Annotated in this window: 17 protein-coding genes and 3 pseudogenes; 7 read left to right on the forward strand and 13 right to left on the reverse strand. The window is 58.6% G+C overall.

The genetic code is table 11. The features are described 5' to 3' along the window. Positions 1-7: 7 nt before the first annotated feature. Entirely contained in the window at positions 8-1,108 is a 1,101-nt protein-coding gene (sfnG, locus tag ACM6IK_RS05595) for a dimethylsulfone monooxygenase SfnG (protein WP_414873501.1), read from the reverse strand. Positions 1,109-1,154: 46 nt separating this feature from the next. After that, positions 1,155-1,718 carry an FMN reductase gene (gene msuE, locus ACM6IK_RS05600; RefSeq protein ID WP_414873502.1) on the reverse strand — a complete coding sequence of 188 codons (564 nt, stop codon included), beginning with the start codon at positions 1,716-1,718 and terminating at the stop codon, positions 1,155-1,157. 391 nt (positions 1,719-2,109) lie between these two features. Between msuE and ACM6IK_RS05605 the strand changes: the two genes are divergently transcribed. Further along, entirely contained in the window at positions 2,110-3,348 is a 1,239-nt protein-coding gene (locus ACM6IK_RS05605; RefSeq protein ID WP_414873503.1) for an acyl-CoA dehydrogenase family protein, read from the forward strand. A 132-nt stretch (positions 3,349-3,480) separates the two neighbouring features. On the opposite strand, the pseudogene ACM6IK_RS05610 reads toward ACM6IK_RS05605, so the two are convergent. The 4 genes and pseudogenes from ACM6IK_RS05610 to ACM6IK_RS05625 all read right to left on the reverse strand — a co-directional run. Then, positions 3,481-3,675, reverse strand: a pseudogene (locus ACM6IK_RS05610) (hypothetical protein); the annotation flags it as partial. A gap of 49 nt (positions 3,676-3,724) precedes the next feature. Next, positions 3,725-4,645 (reverse strand): homocysteine S-methyltransferase family protein, encoded by a 921-nt coding sequence (locus ACM6IK_RS05615; RefSeq protein WP_414873504.1) that lies wholly within the window; start codon positions 4,643-4,645, stop codon positions 3,725-3,727. After that, positions 4,642-5,691 carry a glycine betaine ABC transporter substrate-binding protein gene (locus ACM6IK_RS05620; protein ID WP_414873505.1) on the reverse strand — a complete coding sequence of 350 codons (1,050 nt, stop codon included), beginning with the start codon at positions 5,689-5,691 and terminating at the stop codon, positions 4,642-4,644. Before ACM6IK_RS05620 ends, ACM6IK_RS05615 begins: the two co-directional genes overlap by 4 nt. Before the next feature lie 13 nt (positions 5,692-5,704). Next, positions 5,705-7,711: an ATP-binding cassette domain-containing protein gene (locus ACM6IK_RS05625; protein ID WP_414873506.1), complete on the reverse strand. Its 2,007-nt coding sequence runs from the start codon at positions 7,709-7,711 to the stop codon at positions 5,705-5,707. A gap of 336 nt (positions 7,712-8,047) precedes the next feature. Between ACM6IK_RS05625 and ACM6IK_RS05630 the strand changes: the two genes are divergently transcribed. Further along, positions 8,048-8,209, forward strand: a complete 162-nt coding sequence (locus ACM6IK_RS05630; RefSeq protein ID WP_414873507.1) for a hypothetical protein — start codon at positions 8,048-8,050, stop codon at positions 8,207-8,209. A gap of 53 nt (positions 8,210-8,262) precedes the next feature. Then, positions 8,263-8,853 (forward strand): helix-turn-helix domain-containing protein, encoded by a 591-nt coding sequence (locus ACM6IK_RS05635; protein ID WP_218429149.1) that lies wholly within the window; start codon positions 8,263-8,265, stop codon positions 8,851-8,853. Between the two features lie 603 nt (positions 8,854-9,456). Here the strand turns inward: ACM6IK_RS05635 and ACM6IK_RS05640 are convergent. The 3 genes and pseudogenes from ACM6IK_RS05640 to ACM6IK_RS05650 form a co-directional block, all read right to left on the reverse strand. After that, positions 9,457-9,957, reverse strand: a complete 501-nt coding sequence (locus ACM6IK_RS05640; protein ID WP_414873508.1) for a hypothetical protein — start codon at positions 9,955-9,957, stop codon at positions 9,457-9,459. A gap of 315 nt (positions 9,958-10,272) precedes the next feature. Next, on the reverse strand, positions 10,273-10,437 hold the full coding sequence (locus tag ACM6IK_RS05645; RefSeq protein ID WP_414873509.1) for a hypothetical protein: 165 nt from the start codon (positions 10,435-10,437) through the stop codon (positions 10,273-10,275). A 3-nt stretch (positions 10,438-10,440) separates the two neighbouring features. After that, positions 10,441-10,596, reverse strand: a pseudogene (locus ACM6IK_RS05650) (NfeD family protein); the annotation flags it as partial. 45 nt (positions 10,597-10,641) lie between these two features. Here ACM6IK_RS05650 and ACM6IK_RS05655 point away from each other — a divergent pair. Beyond that, positions 10,642-10,896 (forward strand): annotated as a pseudogene (locus ACM6IK_RS05655) (hypothetical protein); the annotation flags it as partial. 97 nt (positions 10,897-10,993) lie between these two features. Here the strand turns inward: ACM6IK_RS05655 and ACM6IK_RS05660 are convergent. The 3 genes from ACM6IK_RS05660 to ACM6IK_RS05670 all read right to left on the reverse strand — a co-directional run bounded on the left by ACM6IK_RS05660 (position 10,994) and on the right by ACM6IK_RS05670 (position 15,222). After that, positions 10,994-13,120 carry a TonB-dependent siderophore receptor gene (locus tag ACM6IK_RS05660; protein WP_414873510.1) on the reverse strand — a complete coding sequence of 709 codons (2,127 nt, stop codon included), beginning with the start codon at positions 13,118-13,120 and terminating at the stop codon, positions 10,994-10,996. A 403-nt stretch (positions 13,121-13,523) separates the two neighbouring features. Next, on the reverse strand, positions 13,524-14,165 hold the full coding sequence (locus ACM6IK_RS05665) for a LysE family translocator (RefSeq protein ID WP_414873511.1): 642 nt from the start codon (positions 14,163-14,165) through the stop codon (positions 13,524-13,526). Between the two features lie 130 nt (positions 14,166-14,295). Then, entirely contained in the window at positions 14,296-15,222 is a 927-nt protein-coding gene (locus tag ACM6IK_RS05670; RefSeq protein WP_414873512.1) for an AraC family transcriptional regulator, read from the reverse strand. Between the two features lie 165 nt (positions 15,223-15,387). Between ACM6IK_RS05670 and ACM6IK_RS05675 the strand changes: the two genes are divergently transcribed. The 3 genes from ACM6IK_RS05675 to ACM6IK_RS05685 all read left to right on the forward strand — a co-directional run bounded on the left by ACM6IK_RS05675 (position 15,388) and on the right by ACM6IK_RS05685 (position 17,803). Continuing rightward, complete coding sequence (locus ACM6IK_RS05675; protein WP_414873513.1) at positions 15,388-15,888, forward strand: alcohol dehydrogenase catalytic domain-containing protein; 501 nt, start codon at positions 15,388-15,390, stop codon at positions 15,886-15,888. Positions 15,889-15,938: 50 nt separating this feature from the next. Then, on the forward strand, positions 15,939-17,195 hold the full coding sequence (locus ACM6IK_RS05680) for an MFS transporter (protein ID WP_414873514.1): 1,257 nt from the start codon (positions 15,939-15,941) through the stop codon (positions 17,193-17,195). Between the two features lie 155 nt (positions 17,196-17,350). Further along, positions 17,351-17,803, forward strand: a complete 453-nt coding sequence (locus ACM6IK_RS05685; RefSeq protein WP_414873515.1) for a hypothetical protein — start codon at positions 17,351-17,353, stop codon at positions 17,801-17,803. Between the two features lie 129 nt (positions 17,804-17,932). Here ACM6IK_RS05685 and ACM6IK_RS05690 read toward each other — a convergent pair whose 3' ends face one another. Continuing rightward, entirely contained in the window at positions 17,933-19,021 is a 1,089-nt protein-coding gene (locus ACM6IK_RS05690) for an ABC transporter ATP-binding protein (protein WP_414873516.1), read from the reverse strand. Positions 19,022-19,040 lie beyond the last annotated feature (19 nt).

Genomic DNA, 19,040 nt, shown 5'->3' on the forward strand with positions numbered 1-19,040 from the left:
CCGTCCCTTACGCCAGTGCCGCAGCTTTGGTCGCCACCGCCTCGCGCTCCAGCTCACGCACCAGCGGCAACACCTTGCGGCCGAAGTACTCCACCTCCTCCTGAAAGTGCAGGAAGCCACTGAGCACCAGGTCCACGCCCACCGCCTTGAGTGCGACGATGCGTTCGGCAATCTGCGCAGGCGTACCGATCAGGTTGGTCTTGAAACCATCGTTGTACTGCACCAGGTCTTCGAAAGTGGACTTGGCCCAGTTGCCTTCGCCTTCGGGGCTTGAGGCACCGGCGTTCTTCGCCTCGCTGCCGAAACCGTTGACGGCCTCGGGGTCGGCCTTGGCGATAATTTCCTGCAACACCGCGCGGGCCTCGGCCTCGGTTTCACGGGCGATGACAAAGGCGTTCACCCCTACTCTCACCGAGTGGCCATTGATCGCGGCCTTGGCCCGAATGTCGTCGACCTGGGCCTTGATGCCTTCGACAGTGTTGCCGTTGGTGAAGTACCAATCGGAGACCCGCGAAGCCATGTCCCGCGCCGCGCGCGAGCTGCCACCCTGGAAGATTTCCGGGTGCGGTTGCTGCAATGGCTTGGGTTTGAGGGTGTAGTCGTGGAAGCGGTAGAAATCGCCATGAAAACTGAAGTTGTCCTGGGTCCAGATGCCCTTCAGCGCCTGGATGAATTCTTCCGAGCGACGATAGCGCTCATCGTGGTCCAGCCATGGCTCGCCAATGGCGCGGAACTCGCCCTTGAACCAGCCCGACACGATATTCACCGCGACGCGACCGTTGGTGAACTGGTCGATGGTGGCCAGCTGCTTGGCCGCCAGCACCGGATTCCATGGGCCAGGCAGGATGGCCGCGATCACCTTGAGCTTCTCGGTGGCGGCCAACAGTGCGTGGCTGATGGTCACCGATTCGTGTTGGTTTTCGGCGCCATAACCGGCGGTGAAGCGGATCTGTGACAAGGCGTATTCGAAGCCGGCCTTTTCGGCGATTTGCGCCAGCTTGCGGTTGTAATCGATGTCCCAGCCAGTGCGCTGTTCGATCTTGCTGACCACAAGGCCGCCGCTGACGTTGGGAACCCAGTAGGCAAACTTGATGTTGTCCTGGCTCATTGCATGTACTCCATTGACTCATTGAAGTGAGGGTTGACCGGTGACGTCAGGCTGCGCTGGCGTCCGGTTGAACAGTCGGATTGAGGCTCAGTACCGCCGACTCGACAGCGCGCTCGATGCGTTCGAGCAACTGCGGGCTGGTGATCTGGTAATCGGTGAAATCGGCTTCGGCGGCGTACACACCGATGGGCAAGCTCAGGGCCTGGAAAAAGCCGAACAGCGGGCGCAACTGGTGATCGATGATCAGGGCGTGGCGGTCCGAGCCACCGGTGGCGGCCAGCAACACCGGTACGTTGTTCAACGCCTGGTGATGGACGAAATCGAACAGATGCTTGAACAGTCCAGTGTATGAGGCGCGGTATACGGGGCTGGCAGCAATCAGCAGGTTGGCCGTTTCAATGGCCTGCAGATCGGCCTCGACCGCAGCGGGCAAGTCTTCACGGCGCAGCACCCCGGCAAACTGCGGGCCGATCTCGGATAACTCGATCAGGTGCAGCTCGATCGGCAGTTGTTGCGCAAGACCGGCGATCAGCGCCTTGAGCAGCACCAGGGTGCGCGTAGGCCGCTGCACGCTCCCGGATACCGCGACCACTTTCAGTGTGTTGCCCATTGCCCGTCCTCGTGGTGGCAGAGGCCACCGCGGCACCTGCACCAGGACTAGAGCAGCAACCGTGCCACTTCAACAATTCAATATAAATCAGCTAGTTATATGATTTTCGTAAAACACCGCAGTGTCGTCCAACGGACAGGCTGTTGATCAACTGTTGCGTTCACAACAGTTGTCTCGTGGCGTTTGCCACGAAGCCCCGCCCGGGCCGCTGTTGTCGGGCAGTCAGCGCTTCAACAAGTTGCCCGGCAGGCGACAGGCGTGAGCGCCGTTGACACCCCGCACGCCCTGTAAAACGGCTTTTACAGCGCCAGGCACGACCTGTGCACTGACAGCAGTACGCAACAGATCGACCGCTCTGTTACTTCTCTTGCCGTCCATAAGGAGCTGCACCATGACCGTCCAGCAACAACACCTGCCACACCCCCTCTCCACCGGTACCGACTACCCGGCCCTGGCCGAGCGCTTCCGGCCGATCTTTGCACGCATCGCCGCCGGCGCACTGGAGCGCGAGCAAAGCCGCAGCCTGCCCTTTGAACAAGTGAAATGGCTGAAGGAAGCCGGCTTTGGCGCTGTGCGTGTGCCGATCCAGTACGGCGGCGCCGGCGCTTCCCTGTCCCAGCTGTTTGAGTTGTTGATCGAATTGGCCGAAGCGGACTCCAATCTGCCACAGGCGTTGCGCGGTCACTTTGCCTTTGTCGAAGACCGCCTCAATGCCCAGGCCGACGCACCGCAGGACACCTGGTTCAAGCGTTTTGTCGAGGGTGATCTGGTGGGCAATGCCTGGACCGAAATCGGCAGCGTCAAGATCGGCCAGGTCGGCACCCGCGTCTCGCGCCTGGGCGAACACTGGGTGGTCAACGGCACCAAGTACTACAGCACTGGTAGCCTCTTCGCCGATTGGATCGACCTCTATGCCCAGCGCGATGACAACGGTGCCGACGTGATTGCCGCGGTCCGCGTGCAACAACCGGGCATCACGCAGAGCGACGATTGGGATGGCTTTGGCCAGCGCACCACCGGTAGCGGCACCTCGGTATTCGAAAACGCCGTGGTGGAGCCCGAAAACCTGCTCGACTTCGCCACCCGCTTCAAGTACCAGACAGCCTTCTATCAACTGGTGCTGTTGGCGGTTCAAACCGGTGCCGGCCGTGCCGCGGTGCACGACATCACGCAAGAAGTGCGCAAGCGCACGCGCATCTTCAGCACCGGCAATGCCAGCCACGTCAGCCAGGACGTCCAGGTGCAGCAAGTGGTGGGCAAGGCATCGGCGCAGGTCTACGCCGCACACGCCACCACCCTGCGCGCGGCGGCCGCCTTGCAGGTAGCGTACGAAAGCCGCTTCGCCCATGACGAAGTCGCCGAACGCGAGGCCAACATCGCCGCCGAACTGGAATCGGCCCAGGCCCAAGTGGTGATCGCCGACCTGGTGCTGCGCGCCACCAGTGACCTGTTCAACGCCCTCAGCGCCTCGGCCACCAGCACCGGCAAAGCCCTCGATCGTCACTGGCGCAACGCCCGCACCGCGGCCTCGCACAACCCGCTCATCTACAAGGAACGCATCATCGGCGACTGGGAAATCAACGGCACCGAACCGCCCTACGTCTGGCAGATCGGCGCTGGATCGAAGTAAGCCGACATCAGGCGGGTGCCAGATACCCCGGCACCTGCACCTGATCGGCCAGCGACGAAGCACGGGCCAGCAACGCGTCTGGCCCCTGGCTCGTCGCTACGCCCAGGAACCAACGTCCCTGGGCGCGGCTCTGGGCAGGATCACCTTGCGCAGGGTTTCCCAGCGCGTTGCGCTGAGGTTGCGGCTCAGTTGCAGCCAGCACGGGTCGAGCTGGCGCACGCTGGCCACGGTGTTGAGCAGGATCGGCCAAATTGCGGCGGAGGCCAGCAGCAGTCCTGTCAGAATGCGCTTGAGACTGACCAGCACATGTTCATAGAACTCGGGACGGCCCCCACAAAAGTCGCCTGCTCAACCAGTGTTTCCTGTTGAAGATCGCTCATGTTCCAGCGCCCCCACTGTCCGCCAACAAGTGCAGGTGCAACTGCGCGATGTGCTCTGGGCCGATTCCACAGCATCCTCCAACAATACTGGCGCCAGCCGCTACCCAGGATCTGGACCAACGCAAGTATGACTCGGGATCCAGATCGCTACGAATCTCCAGCAATGTACTGTTGGCTTTGGCCTCTGTGCTGACGGGAGGAAATGCATTGGCGTATACCCCTAGCTCAATGCTCTGGTCGAGGCTATCAAGAACATCTCGGGCTTCGGCCAGTGCCGCTGCCATGACTTCCGGCTGACTGCAATTGAACAGCACGACTCTCGCACCCAACTCGGCCGCCACGCGTACCGCCTCGCCGACTGGCTCAGTGGAACGCAGTTGCGGTGACTCATTGACCTCATCCAGAAGCGTAAACGACACCCACAGCGGTTTGAGCTCTGTGCCCAGCGCCTGCGCTACCGCCCTGACTTCAGCCGTAGAACTCTGAGTTTCCGCTAACCAGACGTCGACATGCGCCCGCAACCCGGCAATAAGCTCTCGATGGATCGTGACAGAACGTTGATGATCGAACAGGTCCGGCCGATAGGATCCGAGAGCCGGCGGTAACGAGCCGGCCACGGTCACCGGCTCGGCACTCTCGGACGCCGCCTGGCGAGCGAGCCGCCCAGCCTGTTCAGCCAGCACTCGCCCCTGCGCGGCAAAGCGCTCTTCACCTATATGAAAAGGCACAACCGCGTAGCTGTTGGTGGTGATTATCCGGGCACCGGCATCCACGAACGCCCTATGAGCCCGAAGCACAAACCCGGGTGCCTCGATCAGTGCGAGCGCTGACCATTCAGGCTGACGAAACGGCGCCCCGATACGTTTCAGCTCGCGCCCCATACCGCCATCGAGTAAACGCAAAGAAGATTGACTCATTGGTTTGCACTCACCTTAGGCGCCGACGCGGACAGCCATTGATCAACCTTGGCGGTGTTCGCCTGAACCCACTCTTTGGCCGCGACGTCAGCCGGCAGTTTTTCCTTTTCGATCTTCAGGATCAGCTCATTGAGCTGCGCCGGGTCGATCGCGACATTCTTCAAGAACTCAGCAATTTTCGGGGCGCGTGTCTGCAAGGCTGCGGACGCCAGGACATGAACCCTGGCATCCGGGAAGGCACAGGTAATCCGGCTTTTGTTCAGCCAGTCGGGATCGACCGTCGGGCTGATGAATTTCCAGCAGCCATCGACCTTGTAAAGCGGGTCACCTTTTTTGTTGTCCTGGGCGTAGCCGTCGAATGCGGGCTCTTCCAGGCGACGCAGGTCATAGGCCGAGAAGATCCAGTCCGGGGTGTAGGCATAAAACACCACGCCACGTTGCGCCTTGTAGGCCGAGGCCAGCTTGGCATAGGTCACAGAAGCTTCCGTGGACACCGACTCGAATTTATCGGCAAACCCGTAATCCTTGGCCTTGATCTGGCCAATGTAAGTCGACTCCCAGCCGGCCGGCCCCACCAGCAACTCAGCCTTGCCGCCGCCCAGTGGTTCAAACAGCTTGGCCACTTCAGGCTTTTTCAGGTCGTAGATGGATTTAACGCCGTATTTGTCCTGCAAATACCCGGGGATATAGAACCCTTGTTCGCCCGCATAAGGCTTGACGTTTGGCACCAGTGAACGGGAGCCACCCGTGACGTACTTGTTCCAGGCTGCCGACTGGTTGGGCAGCCAGATGTCGGTCAACACATCAACCGAGCCGTCGCCTTTCGCGGCGGCACTGAACAGCACCGCGACATCCCCGGCCAGGTACGATACATCGCCGTCCAGTCGGGTTTTGATCACCTCTGCGAGGATGCTCTGAATGGCGATTGCACCTGTCCAGTTCTGCTCGCCAATGACGATCTTGTCCTTGGCCAACACGGTTGCCGGGAGAATCAGGGAGGCCAGCAGCGCGGCTGCGCCCACAGTGCGCGATAGGTGTGTCTTCATGATAAGTCTCACGTCAGTTGTGCAGGTGATCTTGCTTGCGCAAGCTCGATTGAATGATTCGGTCAGGGATCAGCGCGCACAGGACAATCGCCACGCCGGCGAGCACACCCTCGCCCCCCTTGATATTGCGCAGTGCTGTCATCACGTCATAACCCAGTCCGCCAGCGCCGATCAGCGCGGCCACAACCACCATCGACAGGCTCATGACGATCGTCTGGTTAATTCCCAGCAACAGCGAACGGCGAGCGAGCGGCAGCTGCACCTTGATCAGGGTTTGCCAAGGAGTGGCGCCGTGCGCGACGGCAGCCTCGACAGCGTCCTTCGGTACTTCCTGAATACCCAACGAGGTCAAACGGATCATCGGCGCCAGCGCGAAAATCACCGTCGCGATCACGGCCGGGGTCTTGCCCACCGAGAAGAACGCCACGGCAGGAATCAGGTAGACAAAGGTTGGCAGCGTCTGCATGACATCCAGCAAAGGTGTGAGCAGCCGTCGTACCAGCGGCCGCTTCGCCAGCACAATGCCGGTGGGCACACCGATGACCAGAGCAATCAGTACCGACGAACCGACCAGCGCCAGGGTAGCGATGGTTCGCTCCCAGAAGCCGAACAGGCCGATGTACAACAACGCCGCGCTGCTGGTCAGCGCCAACGCGACGCCAGCCGAACGCCAGGCCAGTAACACCAGCGCCAGCGCCGACACCGTCCAGGGCAGCCAGCCCAGCAGGTTTTCAATCCCTTCGATGACGGTGCGAACGACAACGATCACGCCGATAAACGCTCCCTCGAACGTGACCTGGGACCAGCCGATAAATTCGTCGATGCTCTGCGCTGCCAGCAGTAGCGCCTGGCGATTGGCCGGGAACTGCAGCACTGCATTCGTCGTGTCAGGCGTAATGACTCGCCAGATCACCAAGGCCTGACTGACCAGCAGTACCACCAACGGCAGAACCCAACCGGATGCGTTTCGTCGCACGGGCGCGCGGCTCAGCGAGAACGCAGTGAAGCGGCTGGCAGCGAACACGGCGACTGCCGCCAGCACCGCAATCAACGATGAACTGGCAATGCCTTGACCCAGGACGGCCAATGCCCCGAGTTCGCTGGCAAACGTAAGCCAGAACAATCCACCCTTACCCCGCGCCGCCAGGGCCGCCGGCCCCAGCAAAAGAGCTTGCCACCCACGCAAGCCAGGGGTAGCGGACTGCTCGCGCAGTTCACTTTCCGGAGCCTTGAAGCTAACGTTGTCCACGCTGTACTGAGGGGATGGTGTGGATGTGCAATCCCGAAAAAAATCCGCGACTTCGGCGTCAGCGGGATGTTCAAGCAACTGTTCTGGAGTGCCCAACTGCACCAGGCGGCCATGGCGCAGCACAGCTATTCGGTCTGCCAGGCGTATGGCTTCGGCCGGATCATGGGTGACTATCAAGGTGCTGATGCCGCGCTCGCGGGCCAGCGCAAGGAAATGGCGTTGCAGATCTCGGCGGATGGTGGGGTCCAGAGCACTGAAAGGCTCGTCCATCAGCAGGATTTCAGGCTCCGTCACCAAGGCCCGTGCCAGGCCGACACGTTGCTGCATGCCGCCGGAGAGCTCATGCGGATAATGCTCACCCCAGCCTTCCAGTCCTACCGCCTGCAACTGCAGGGAGGCTGCCGCGTGACGAATCGACTCACGTTCGCCGCGCAACTCCAGCGCAAGCGCGACGTTATCCAGCACGGTGCGGTGAGGTAACAAACCGAAATGCTGAAACACCATACCGATGCGTCGCGACCTCAAATCACGTAAAGCCTTGTGGGCCAACCCGCTGATCGCTTGACCCTCGATCAAGACTTCACCACTCGTGGGTTCGATCAAGCGGTTGATGTGACGCAACAACGTCGACTTGCCGCTTCCAGACGTCCCCATCAAGCACAAGACTTCGCCCCGACGCACCTTCAAGCTGACATTGCTCACTGCCGGTGGCGCAGAAGAACCTTTTTTTCGCAGATAAGCTTTGGTGACGTTTCGCAGCTCAAGGACCACATCATCCTCATTGGCTTGATCGTCGGAGGGTTTCGCAAGTCGTTGAGCAGACTCTGGCCGGGCAGTCGTAAAAGAGGATTGAATGATAGTCACAGGAGCTCCCGGCACACTTTCTGAGTTCTATAAAGCTAATAGATCTTAAAAAGCACAAACAAATATCTTTTTGGAATTAGCTTAAGCTGCTCCGTTCCTTCCCCTGGGTCAGACCTCATTCCAATTGCCCGAGCTTAAAATAACCAAAAAGAATTAATAAATACAAAAACATTATTTATAGTTATATGGCTATCCGGGTACTCTCCGTTCATCCCGTCATTTACCACCACAGTGAAGTGCCCCATGAATCCGACAGCCAACGTCATCGACTTCGCCAGCTACCGCAAACGCAAACAGGCTCAGCAACGGGCGCGGGCCATGTGGGAAATGTACGCACGCAATGCAGGTTTGCAGGCCGCTCAGTGGGTGCAAGCCGCTAAAGCCAGCGAGACGCGTCACGCGTGAATGCGCAAGAACCCTCGCGCTTTCTGGCGAGCGCCGACGAACCCGTGCTGGATTTGAACAACCTGGAACCATTGGCAGAAGACCCGATCTGCGAACGGGTCGCACAGAACTTGCAACGCCTGCGGAGCAAACGTCATCTTTCCCTTGACGCCCTGGCCCGGCAGTGTGGTGTGAGCCGGGCGATGCTGGCGCAGATCGAGTCCGGGCGCAGCGTGCCGTCGATCAAGGTGCTGTGCAAAATCGCCAAGGGCTTGAAAGTGTCGGTGGCCGCCTTTCTGGAGCATCGGGCCTTCGAAGGGGTGGCGATGCTGTCGGCCAGCCAGAGCAAACGCCTGGTCAGTGCCAGCGGCGCCTTTGTCAGCCGCGCGCTGTTTCCGTTCGACGTGGCGCGCCAATCGGAGTTTTACGAACTGCGCCTGAGCCCGTTGGGAGAGGATCAGTCCGAAGGGCATGGCCCCGGAGTGCAGGAAAACCTGGTGGTGGCTCAGGGCGTGCTGGAGATCAGCGTCAACGACAAGCGCTACCTGCTCTCCACCGGCGACTCGATCCTGTTCTATGCGGACCAGCCCCACCGCTACCGCAACCCGGCCGACAGTGAGGCGGTGGCGTATCTTGTGGTGACTTACCCGGAACGCCTGGACTGAACAGCAGACATTAAAAAGGTTCTTCACGGAATCCCGGGGAACACATATAACGAAATATCGGTAGGGGCTGCCGAAGGTTCGGGCCGCGTTCGGACGATCTTTTTGATCTTGATCTTCAGCAATCTCCAGACCGCAAAAGCAAGATCAAAAGATCGCAGCCTTCGGCAGCTCCTACAGGGGGACGCGTGCCCCACCAAACAACGAGGCCGAGCGCAGGTTCTGCGCAGTGGGCAACCCGGCATGGATGCCGGGTTAGCCGCCCCCGGCCATGGATGGCCGATGGCGGCGGGCCCACGGAGCAGGACCGGAGCGAGGGCATGCCGAGCCACGGCGAGGCACCGAACGTCAGGGGCAAGAGCCCTTGGTTACTTGGGGCTCTTCCAAGTGACCCGCCGTCAGGGCGGAACCCTAAGTGGCCGTTACCGCAGCAATGAATATGTACACCAGGAAGAAAATGCTCGGCCGTCAGTTGCCATCGCTGGCAAGTCGGATCGCCGCACCGCAGCTCCACAGGTATCGATGTTCCCCGGGATTGCGTGAAGAACCATTAAAAAGCCCGGCAGGGTTAACCCTGCCGGGCTTTTTGATGTCTGCTGCCAAGGATCAGCAGGTGCAGCACATCAGCGGCATGCCATTGCAGCTCATCATCATCGGCATGCTGCAGTCGTTCATCATTTTCATCATCAGGGCGCAGCAGCTTTTCATCATGTCCATGTTCATGCCTGCCATCGGCATGATTTTGCACATCATGCAGTCATCCATCATGGTGCATTCCATCACGCACTTCATCGATGGCATCGGCATGCCCATCATCGGCATTGGCATCATCATGTTCATCATCGGCATGGCCATGCTCGCCGGGGACATGCACATCATGCTCATGTTGCCGCAATGCATCATCATCGGCATGCCGCAGTCCATCATCATCTGCATCATTTCGGCGCTGTTCTTGAACATCGCCATGTCCATGCCAGCGGCCGGCATCATCGTGCACATCATGCCATCGTCCATCATGTCGCAAGTCATGGTCGCCATCATCATCGGCATGCCCATCATCGGCATGTTGGTGCTCATTGGCATTGGCATCTGCATGGCGTTCATCATGGTGTTGTTCCCCGGAGGATTTGAGAGTTGGACAAAGTTGATGGCGTGGATTCTAAGGATTGGCGGATGGCCGGCAAGAGGGTGATCCAGCAGCAAAAATGGACGTCGGAGCCAGATTAATGAAGTACCAGGGGGAGTTACGACTGTTATGGCAGCCGTTTAATTGCTATTGCAGATTTGTTTAAAGCCATCACGCCGCTTCATCGGCTTTGGATATGCAACTTAAATCTTTTTACATAACTGAAAGAAATAAACGATCTAACCCGTATCGACTTGTTTCTCTTCTCCGCCGGGAGACGGACCCTACGCCCCCTATTATGTAAAAACTCGAGAGACTTCAACGTCTCTTGCTTCGCCGTAATCACCGACAGTTTGGTAATCCCCGCCCCCACACTCATATTCCCGCAGAATCCGGACGGCCGAGAACACCAACACAAGGAGCAGGGCTAGCAGCGCGCCAAAACCCCATTCGACGAACATGGATCAACCTCCTCGCGGTGGCGTTTCATCCGATGCAATGACCTTCAGCATCAACCCCGTGCGCGCCACCACCCGGACCTGTTGGCCCAGGTGCAGGGGCGAGCGGCTCTGAACTTGCCATTTTTCGCCCTGCAGTTGCACCCAGCCGCTCATCGGCATTACACCGAAACTCGGTAGAAACGCCTCGGCGGTACTCAGCTTCAACGTCTGACCGGCGACACTCAGGCTCTTACCGTCCAGTTGCTTGAGCAGATCTATGTGATAGACCGGTGCCAGTACCACTTACTGGCAGGTTCCCGGGTCCGCCGTCACTACTTGCACCATGATGATGCCGCAGAGAAAAAAGAAGCTTGGAACCTGCTGGGCAACAAGCTCATCGCGAAGAGATGCGACATAGAAGTCATCGGTGTAAGCCTCTCGGATAGGCCGTACAGCCTAGCCCTTCGTCAGTCGTATTAGACAGCGTTTCGGTTACGTGCCGAAGGTGGTTTAGACGCTCATTTGCCCTCACGGGCTCAGACAGATTGGAGCTCCGAGCTTGGCGGTGCCCAAAAATTCAGAGCGTGTAAGAAATACCGACCTGCACCGTTCTTGGTGCCCCTGGAAAGGCGTAGACGTTGCCGAATGCGCCCTCCTCAAAATCTTCGTCCGTCAGGTTCTTCACATCCAGGTTGAGCCTGATCCTGTCGTTCACCTTGTAGTAGCTCAGCAGGTCGACAACGGTGTAGCTACCCATCGAAAACGCCGTGTTGGCGGTCTGCCCGGCACGCTCATCGACGTACTTGAGCCCGGTGCCAAGCCCCAGGCCCTTGAGCGCGCCATCCTGGAACTCGTAGACGTTGAGCAGGCTGAAGCTGTTCTGCGGAATGTTCATCAGCCGGGTGCCGGACTTGATGACGTTGTCCTTGGTCACTTCGGCATCGACATAGGCGTAGCCGCCAATCACCCGCCATTGCGGGGTCAGGTTGCCGGCGATGTTCAGGTCCAAACCACGACTGCGCACCTCGCCGGCCGCCACGCTGAAGGTCGAATCCACGGGATCGGTGGTGAGTACGTTGCGCTTTTCAATCTGGTAGATCGCCGCGTCCACACTCAATTGACTGTCCAGCGCTTCCCACTTGATGCCCAGCTCATAGGACTTGCCCTTTTCCGGTTCGAAACCACCGCCCTGGCGGCTGGCACCGGTATTGGGCTTGAACGAGCGCGCCGTATCGGCATAGATCGCCACGGTGTCGGTGAGGTCATAGGTCACGCCAACGCGCGGGGTCAGCGCATTGTCGCTGGCCTGCCAGCTTCTGCCGCCCGGCACAAAGGTTTGGTAATCATGCTCGAAGCGCTCGAAACGGGCCCCGGCCAATACCTTCAAGCGTTCGGTCAAGGCCACCTGATCCTGGACGAATGCCGCGTAGGTCTTGAGGTTTTCCTTGTCGTTGGTCGGGGTACGGGTCAAGGCTGGACGCGGTTGACCATACACCGGGTTGAAGATATCGATCGGGTAGGCACTCACGGCCCCGCTGGAGCGCTGGATGATCGCCTGGTAGTCGTAATCCTCGTACTCGACGCCGGTCAGCAGAGTGTGATCGAAACCGCCTGCGGTGAAATGTCCGGTGAGGTTGAGTTGGGTGTCCTTGTCCGTCCACTCCAGCTTGCGGTAGTTGAAGTTACGGCCCAGGGTGCGTCCGTCCGCGGCCACACCGTTGGCTTCGACCGCATTCCCCTTGAGGGTGCCGTCGAGCCATTGGAAACCACCGCCCAATGTCCAGTTATCGCTCAGCAGATGCTCGAACCGCAGTTGCGCCATGTTGTTGTCGTTGTGCAATTTGCCAACGTCTTTTTCGCCGAAGAAGGTGTCGCGCGAGGCCGTGCCGATCTGGTTTGGAAAGCGCGTCAGGCCGCGGTCGAGCGGGTGATTGTTGCGCATGAAGTCGCCTTCGAAAATCACCTTGGTGTCATCGGTGGCCTGCCAGGACAGCACCGGCGTCACGCCGTAGCGTTCAGTTTCGACATGATCGCGGAAGGTATCACCGCCCTCGCCCACCACGTTCAGGCGATAGGCCAGGCGCCCCTCTTCGTCCAGCGGGCCGGAGGCGTCCAGCGTGCCTCGCTGCATTCCCTGGTCATCGAGTTGGCTACCCAGGGTCACCGTGGGCACGGCCAGGGGTTGTTTGGAGATGACGTTGAAGGTGCCACCCGGATCGCCTCGGCCATAGAGCATGGTCGCCGGCCCTCGCAGTACTTCCAGGCGCTCGATCGTGTTGGCATCGGGCATGTTCGGATAACCACGATTGATCGGGAACCCGTTGCGATAGAACTCCCCGATGGTAAAGCCGCGCACGGTAAAGGTGGTCAGGCCCTGGCCGCCGAAATTATTGGCCCGCCCCACACCACCGGCGTAATCGAGAGCGTCCTGCAGCCTTGTGGCACTGATGTCCTCGACGACATCCTTGGGTATCACAGTGATGGACTGTGGCGTTTCGTGGATCGAAGTGTCGGTGCGCGTGGCGCTGGCCGAACGCGTCGCGCGATAACCGTCAACGGGTCCCAGGGCGGTTTCAAAGTCTGCTGTGCCAACGATGTCAGTCGCTTGCAACTCCAGACTGGCTTTTTCAGTTGTGGCTTCCTCCGCCCAGGAGGAAACGGAAAATGCCTGAAGCACACAGATGGACACCAAAGTACGACGCATCTAGGAAACCTTGAGAAAATAGCCAAACAGGACGGCATACGTGCCAATTAATCGCGGCGCATGGTACAACACACCACTAGTATTTGATACGTATTCGCATTTGTATTTTCAAAAAGCTATCTGCGGTTGCACAAATCGCTAATCAAGTAATCCCGGAACACATCGCCTGAGAGACGATGCGGCGCGTAATAAAGCCCCCATCATGGAACTGACGCTCCAGGTCGAGCAGCGCCGGTCAACGGAGGTCGCCGGCAACGTTCGTTGTGCATTGGACACAATCAGCAAGAACGAAGCGTTCACCAACATGCCGTTAGCGATGCTCAGGACGCCAGAGTGAGCAGGTCTCGGTCAGGTTGGCTAGCCGCGCCTCGTTGGCCCGAATGGGCGACCAGCCGCCCTTATCTTATGCTGCCTGTCGACGCATGGTCAGGATGGCTGCTGCGAAGCAGATGAAGGTCGACCCTACCACCCGACTGACCCACCGGGACAAGTCAGGCCGCGTCAGCACGCCCTTGGCTCGGGAGGCGAGCGCGGCATACAGGCTCAGCGACGCAACCGACAACGCCATGAAGATCGAGGTGAGGATCAGGAACTGCGGCAGTAACGTCGCGCTCTGGTCGATGAATTGCGGGAACAGCGCAGTGAAGAACATCGTCGCCTTAGGGTTGGTCAGCGCCGTCAGGAAAGCCGACTTGTACAACTTCAAGCGCGTGGGCCTGCTCTGCTTCGAGCCATCCTGCATACCGTCCGCGAGCATCGGGCTCTTTTTGAACAACTGCCTGACACCCAGGTAGAACAGATAGCCGGCACCGATTACCTTCACCGCATTGAACAGCCATTCGGAACTGGCAAGCAATGCCCCCAGCCCCAGCATGGCAGCGGCAGACAGGCAGAACAGGCCACTGGCATTACCAAGGGACGACCACACTGCGCTGCGCTGTCCGTGGGCCAGGCTGTTGTTGATCGCCATCAGGGTCGCAGGCCCTGGACTCGCAATGGCAATCGCAGCGACCAGGGTAAAAGCAAGAATCGAGTGAAATTCCATTTTCAAAGCTCGTAGTGGGATAGGCGTTGCATATTACAGCAGGTGATGGGTCTATACGTCACATGTCACTCAGCTACCTGGCTAAACCAGACATGGAGCCGTTGGCAGCGAAGCTATCATCAATCCCCCCTCAACGTTGCTGGCCCTGCCCTCGCAACACCGCGATATCTCTCTTGGGGGGAACGCCAAACAGACGGCTGTATTCACGGCTGAACTGCGACGGGCTTTCATAGCCGACCTTGAAAGCGGCGCTGGATACGTCCTGGTGTTCATTGAGCATCAACCGTCTGGCTTCATTCAGTCGCAGCCATTTCTGGTACTGCAAGGGGCTCATTGCGGTGAGTTGGCGGAAGTGGTGGTGAAAGGTCGGCGCGCTCATCTGTACTCGGGCCGCAAGCTCATCGACTCGAAGCGCCGAGGTGTAATTCAACTTCAGCCAATCGATGACTTTCGCGATCCGATAACCCTGGCCATCGACAGACGTTATTTGTCGAAGCCGGCTCGCCTGATCACTCTGCAAGAGACGGTAATGAATCTCGCGCTGAATCAAGGGGGCCAGAACAGGGATGGACTCCGGCTCATCGAGCAGTGCCAATAAACGCTCGAACGACGCCAGCATCGCGGGGGTCACTGAACCAATTCCTACCCCCTTCGCAATCGGTCGATCACGGGTTGGCGGCAAGTCACTTTGCGCTATCAGCTCCGCCAGCATGCGCAGATCGAGTTTCAACGTCAGCCCCACGCATGGCTGTTCCGGGCTTGCCGCCAGCACTTCTGAATTGGCAGGCAAGTCCAATGAGGTGACCAGAAATCGCGACCTGTCATAGGGGTAACCTTCGCCACCTACCCAGAGCTGTTTCTCACCTCGGGCGACGAGAATGATGCTTGGCTCGACCATGCAGACAATGGGCGGTGCCGGATGTTCGCGCCTGAAGAAGCCCAGACCGGTAATGGCCGTTGCGCAATCACCTGGTTTCTGGATCTGCATGCCGATGATCTGCGCGAGCCTTTCTTGCGGCGATGTCTGTTGAGGAGCGGTGTCGGGTTTGTTCGTCATATTCGTCTTGTACCTCTTCACTGAACTCTAACTCGCCAGTTCTCGACCGTCCTGCAAAAAAACCGAGACTCATAGAATCAGGCAAGTAATCCAGTGGAATGCTCTACAGAGAGCCTTGGCTGACCGGGAAAATGTCCATCCGACAAATCCTTTGAGGTCTCTCCCATGCTTGTACAAGCCTATGGCGCTCGCGCTGGCGACAACCCCCTTGAGCCGATGCAGATCAATCGCCGCACGCCTGCAGCCCATGATGTTCAGATCGATATCGCCTTCTGTGGCATCTGCCATTCGGATTTGCACCAAGTGCGCGCCGAGTGGGCAGGCACGCAGTTCCCCTGCGAACCGGGTCACGAAATTGTCGGCCGTGTGTCGGCGGTGGGCGCGCATGTTGCGGGTTTCAAAGTCGGCGGTCTGGTCGGTGCACCCGCCTCGCCACACCCATCGCCGAACGTATTCAACCTGATCATGAAGCGCCGAACGATTGCCGGTTCGATGATCGCAGGCATCCCGCAAACACAGGAGATGCTGGATTTCTGTGCCGAGCACAGCATCGTCGCCGACATCGAACTGGTCCGAGCTGATCAGATAAACGAGTCCTATGAGCGAATGCTCAAGGGTGACGTCAAGTATCGCTTCGTGATCGACAACGCCACGTTGGTTGATTGAGCGCCGCAGATTCGGGGCTGCGACGCTTCGCGCAATACAGGATTCAAACAATGACTGATCACCTTCTACCAGTGCCCCATAAATCATGGGGCGCCGTACTCGCCATGTCGCTCGTCGCCTTCGTGCTGGTGGCATCGGAGTTCATGCCCGTCAGCCTGCTGACACCCATTGCCGCCGATCTGCAGATCACCGAAGGACAAGCCGGTCAGGGCATTTCCGTTTCGGGGCTGTTTGCCTTATTCACCAGCCTTCTGATCCCCCTGGCGGCGGCGCGGGTTGACCGTAAACCGCTGCTTCTTTCCCTGACGCTGTTGATGATCCTTTCCGGAACAGTGGTCGCGTTTGCACCGAACTACGGAGTATTCATGATCGGGCGCGCGCTGATCGGTGTTGCGATTGGTGGTTTCTGGTCACTGTCGGCGGCAACCGCCATGCGCCTGGTGCCTGATGACCAGGTCACACGCGCCATGGCAATCGTCAACGGTGGCAACGCTTTGGCGACTGTGATTGCAGCACCATTGGGCAGTTTTCTCGGCGCCTTGATTGGCTGGCGCGGTGCATTCCTGTGCGTCATCCCAGTCGCGATAGTCGCTTGTGTATGGCTGTCTGTAAGCCTTCCACCGATGAAATCGCAAAGAGGTTCAGGCACTAGAAACGTCTTCAGGTTGATGAAAAGCGTTCCAGTCGCGTTAGGCATGTTGGCGGTCAGTGTATTTTTCATGGGCCAGTTCATGCTGTTTACCTATTTGCGCCCATTCCTTGAAACGGTCACGCACGTCAGTGTCTGCATGCTGTCTTTTATGTTGCTCGTTCTGGGCCTGGCGGGGCTTGCCGGAACCTTCCTGATTGAAGCGTTCTTGAAAAATGGCCTGCATCGAACCCTCATGGTCATCCCGATCTTGATGGCGATGATTGCACTGGCGCTCGTTTCATTCGGTAGCTCGGCGACCACCACGACCGTCTTGCTTGGCGTATGGGGACTGGTTGCCACTGCAGCGCCCGTGGGATGGTGGACATGGCTGGCGAGAACGTTGCCAGACGCTGCTGAAGCGGGAGGCGGTTTGATGGTGGCGATCATCCAACTCGCTATTGCATCTGGCGCAACCGTTGGCGGGCTGGTCTTCGACTCGAATGGCTATCAAGCGACCTTCGAATTGAGCGCCATATTGCTGGGCGTGGCGGCCGTTCTTGCCTTCCTGGCTGCACGCGCAGCTTCGCGGGAGCCTGTTGCATCGGTCAGCATTGCGACACCGTTGCCACGTTCCCTGGCCGGGAGCATTCGAAAGGTGCGCGACTGGAAGTGCTGATCGCCGACCGCCTCGGCATGACGGTTGTGAATGCCCATGATCTGGAATCGATGGGGTGACTGTCGGTCTCACCTTTTTGTCGTAAGTCGATTGACTGGCAGAGACCTTTGGAGCCCAGTAATCAGCTGACTAAAGCTGATCAGAAGAGAAACACCATGTCGAAGATAACGCTGATATCCGGTGACTTTCTGACAGGTGATGCTGAATTCCGATCTGGACTGTTCATTTTGAAATCCGCAGTAAAACCTTCTCTTGAAATAAAGATACCCACTTCAAAACTGGAAACTTTAGAGGCAGCAACCGAGGAAATAGTTAATAAGAAAGGGAGTGCTATTCGATGGAGCCTGGCTGGAGCCTTGCTTTTGGGTCCGGTTGGTCTGGTTGGTCTGGTTGCGGGCTGGTGGCTATGTGATAAAGAAAAGGAAATAACTTTCTACGCAAAATTCAAGGATGGCCGCTGCCTTCTTGCCACAACCGATGTCGACACTTACGCCAAAATCTCTGTCTCTCCCCTCAATCTGATTCACCGGCCGGAACAGCCTCGGCAGCAAAAGGTGTACGGCGTGCGCCGCACCCGAACCGGGAGGAAGCGGCGACAAGGTTACTGATCGAGAACAAGGACCAGCCCCCTGGCACCCCATCTCCTTTTTCATACTTTTTGTTACCTGCACACCATTGGCCCACTGCTGATTCAAGTGGTGCGCTTGCATTATCACGCCTGGTTGCAAACCAGCGAGTCAGTCCCCACGCAGAATCAGCGCATCCGCGCCATCCCACTCGGCGAAGATTTTTTGCCCGCAATGCACGCCAAGCAAGTTGTAATCGGCATGCCGTTTCTGCACCTGCAACTCAAGCCCGCCGCTGGCTTCGAGATAGATATTGACCATCGAGCCGATGAACTCTTCACCAACGACGGTGCAGTTCAGCCGGTTGCGTCGCATAGGCTGCGCGGCCAGGTCGATATGCTCGGCGCTTACGCAGACCGTAACGCGCTCAGCGGGAACAACCGTTTTACCCTCAGGCAGCCGCGCCAGGAATCCACCGTGCTGCGAATCGAGGCAAACCAACCCGCTATCGTCGAAGCCAACGACAGTGCCTTCAAGGATGTTTTTACCGCCAACGAACTCGGCAACGAAGCGGTTGTGAGGTTCAAGGAAAACCTCCTGCGGCGAGCCGATCTGTTCGACCCGGCCTCGACTCATGATCACTACACGATCGGCCATTGCAAAGGCTTCGGATTGACTGTGAGTGACGTAGACAAAGGTGATACCCAGGTCCTTCTGCAGTCCAGTCAGCACGCCTTGCATGCGCACACTCAGATGAGCGTCGAGGGCGCTCAGGGGTTCGTCGAGCAGCAGGATCGGCGGCTCGGTGACCAACGAGCGCGCCAACGCCACGCGTTGCCGCTGACCACCGGAGAGCAGGCTTATATCGCGAGTGGCGAACTCCTCCAATCCAAGCCGCTCAAGCCACAGTAGCGCCTTCTTGCGTCGCTCAGCCTTGGCCATCCCTCTCATTCGCAGACCGAACTCGACGTTCTCCAGCACGTCAAGAAACGGGAACAACGCCAGGTTTTGCCAGACCAGCGGCGTCTCCCGTTCCCAGGAGTAGAGATCATTGATGCGCTCACCGTTAAGACGAATTTCGCCTTCACTGGGTTTATCCAGCCCCGCGAGCATGCGCAGCGTTGTGGTCTTGCCGCAGCCGCTCGGCCCCATGATCGCGACGAACTCACCTTTGTAAATCTCCAGGTTCATACGCTCGACAGCCTGATAACTACCGAAATGTTTAACCACGTTGTCGAATACCACCAACGGTTGAGTCATGGCTGAATCCTTCGTGTGC

Origin of the sequence: Pseudomonas sp. IT-196MI5 (assembly GCF_949767415.1) — a bacterium.
GTDB lineage: Bacteria > Pseudomonadota > Gammaproteobacteria > Pseudomonadales > Pseudomonadaceae > Aquipseudomonas.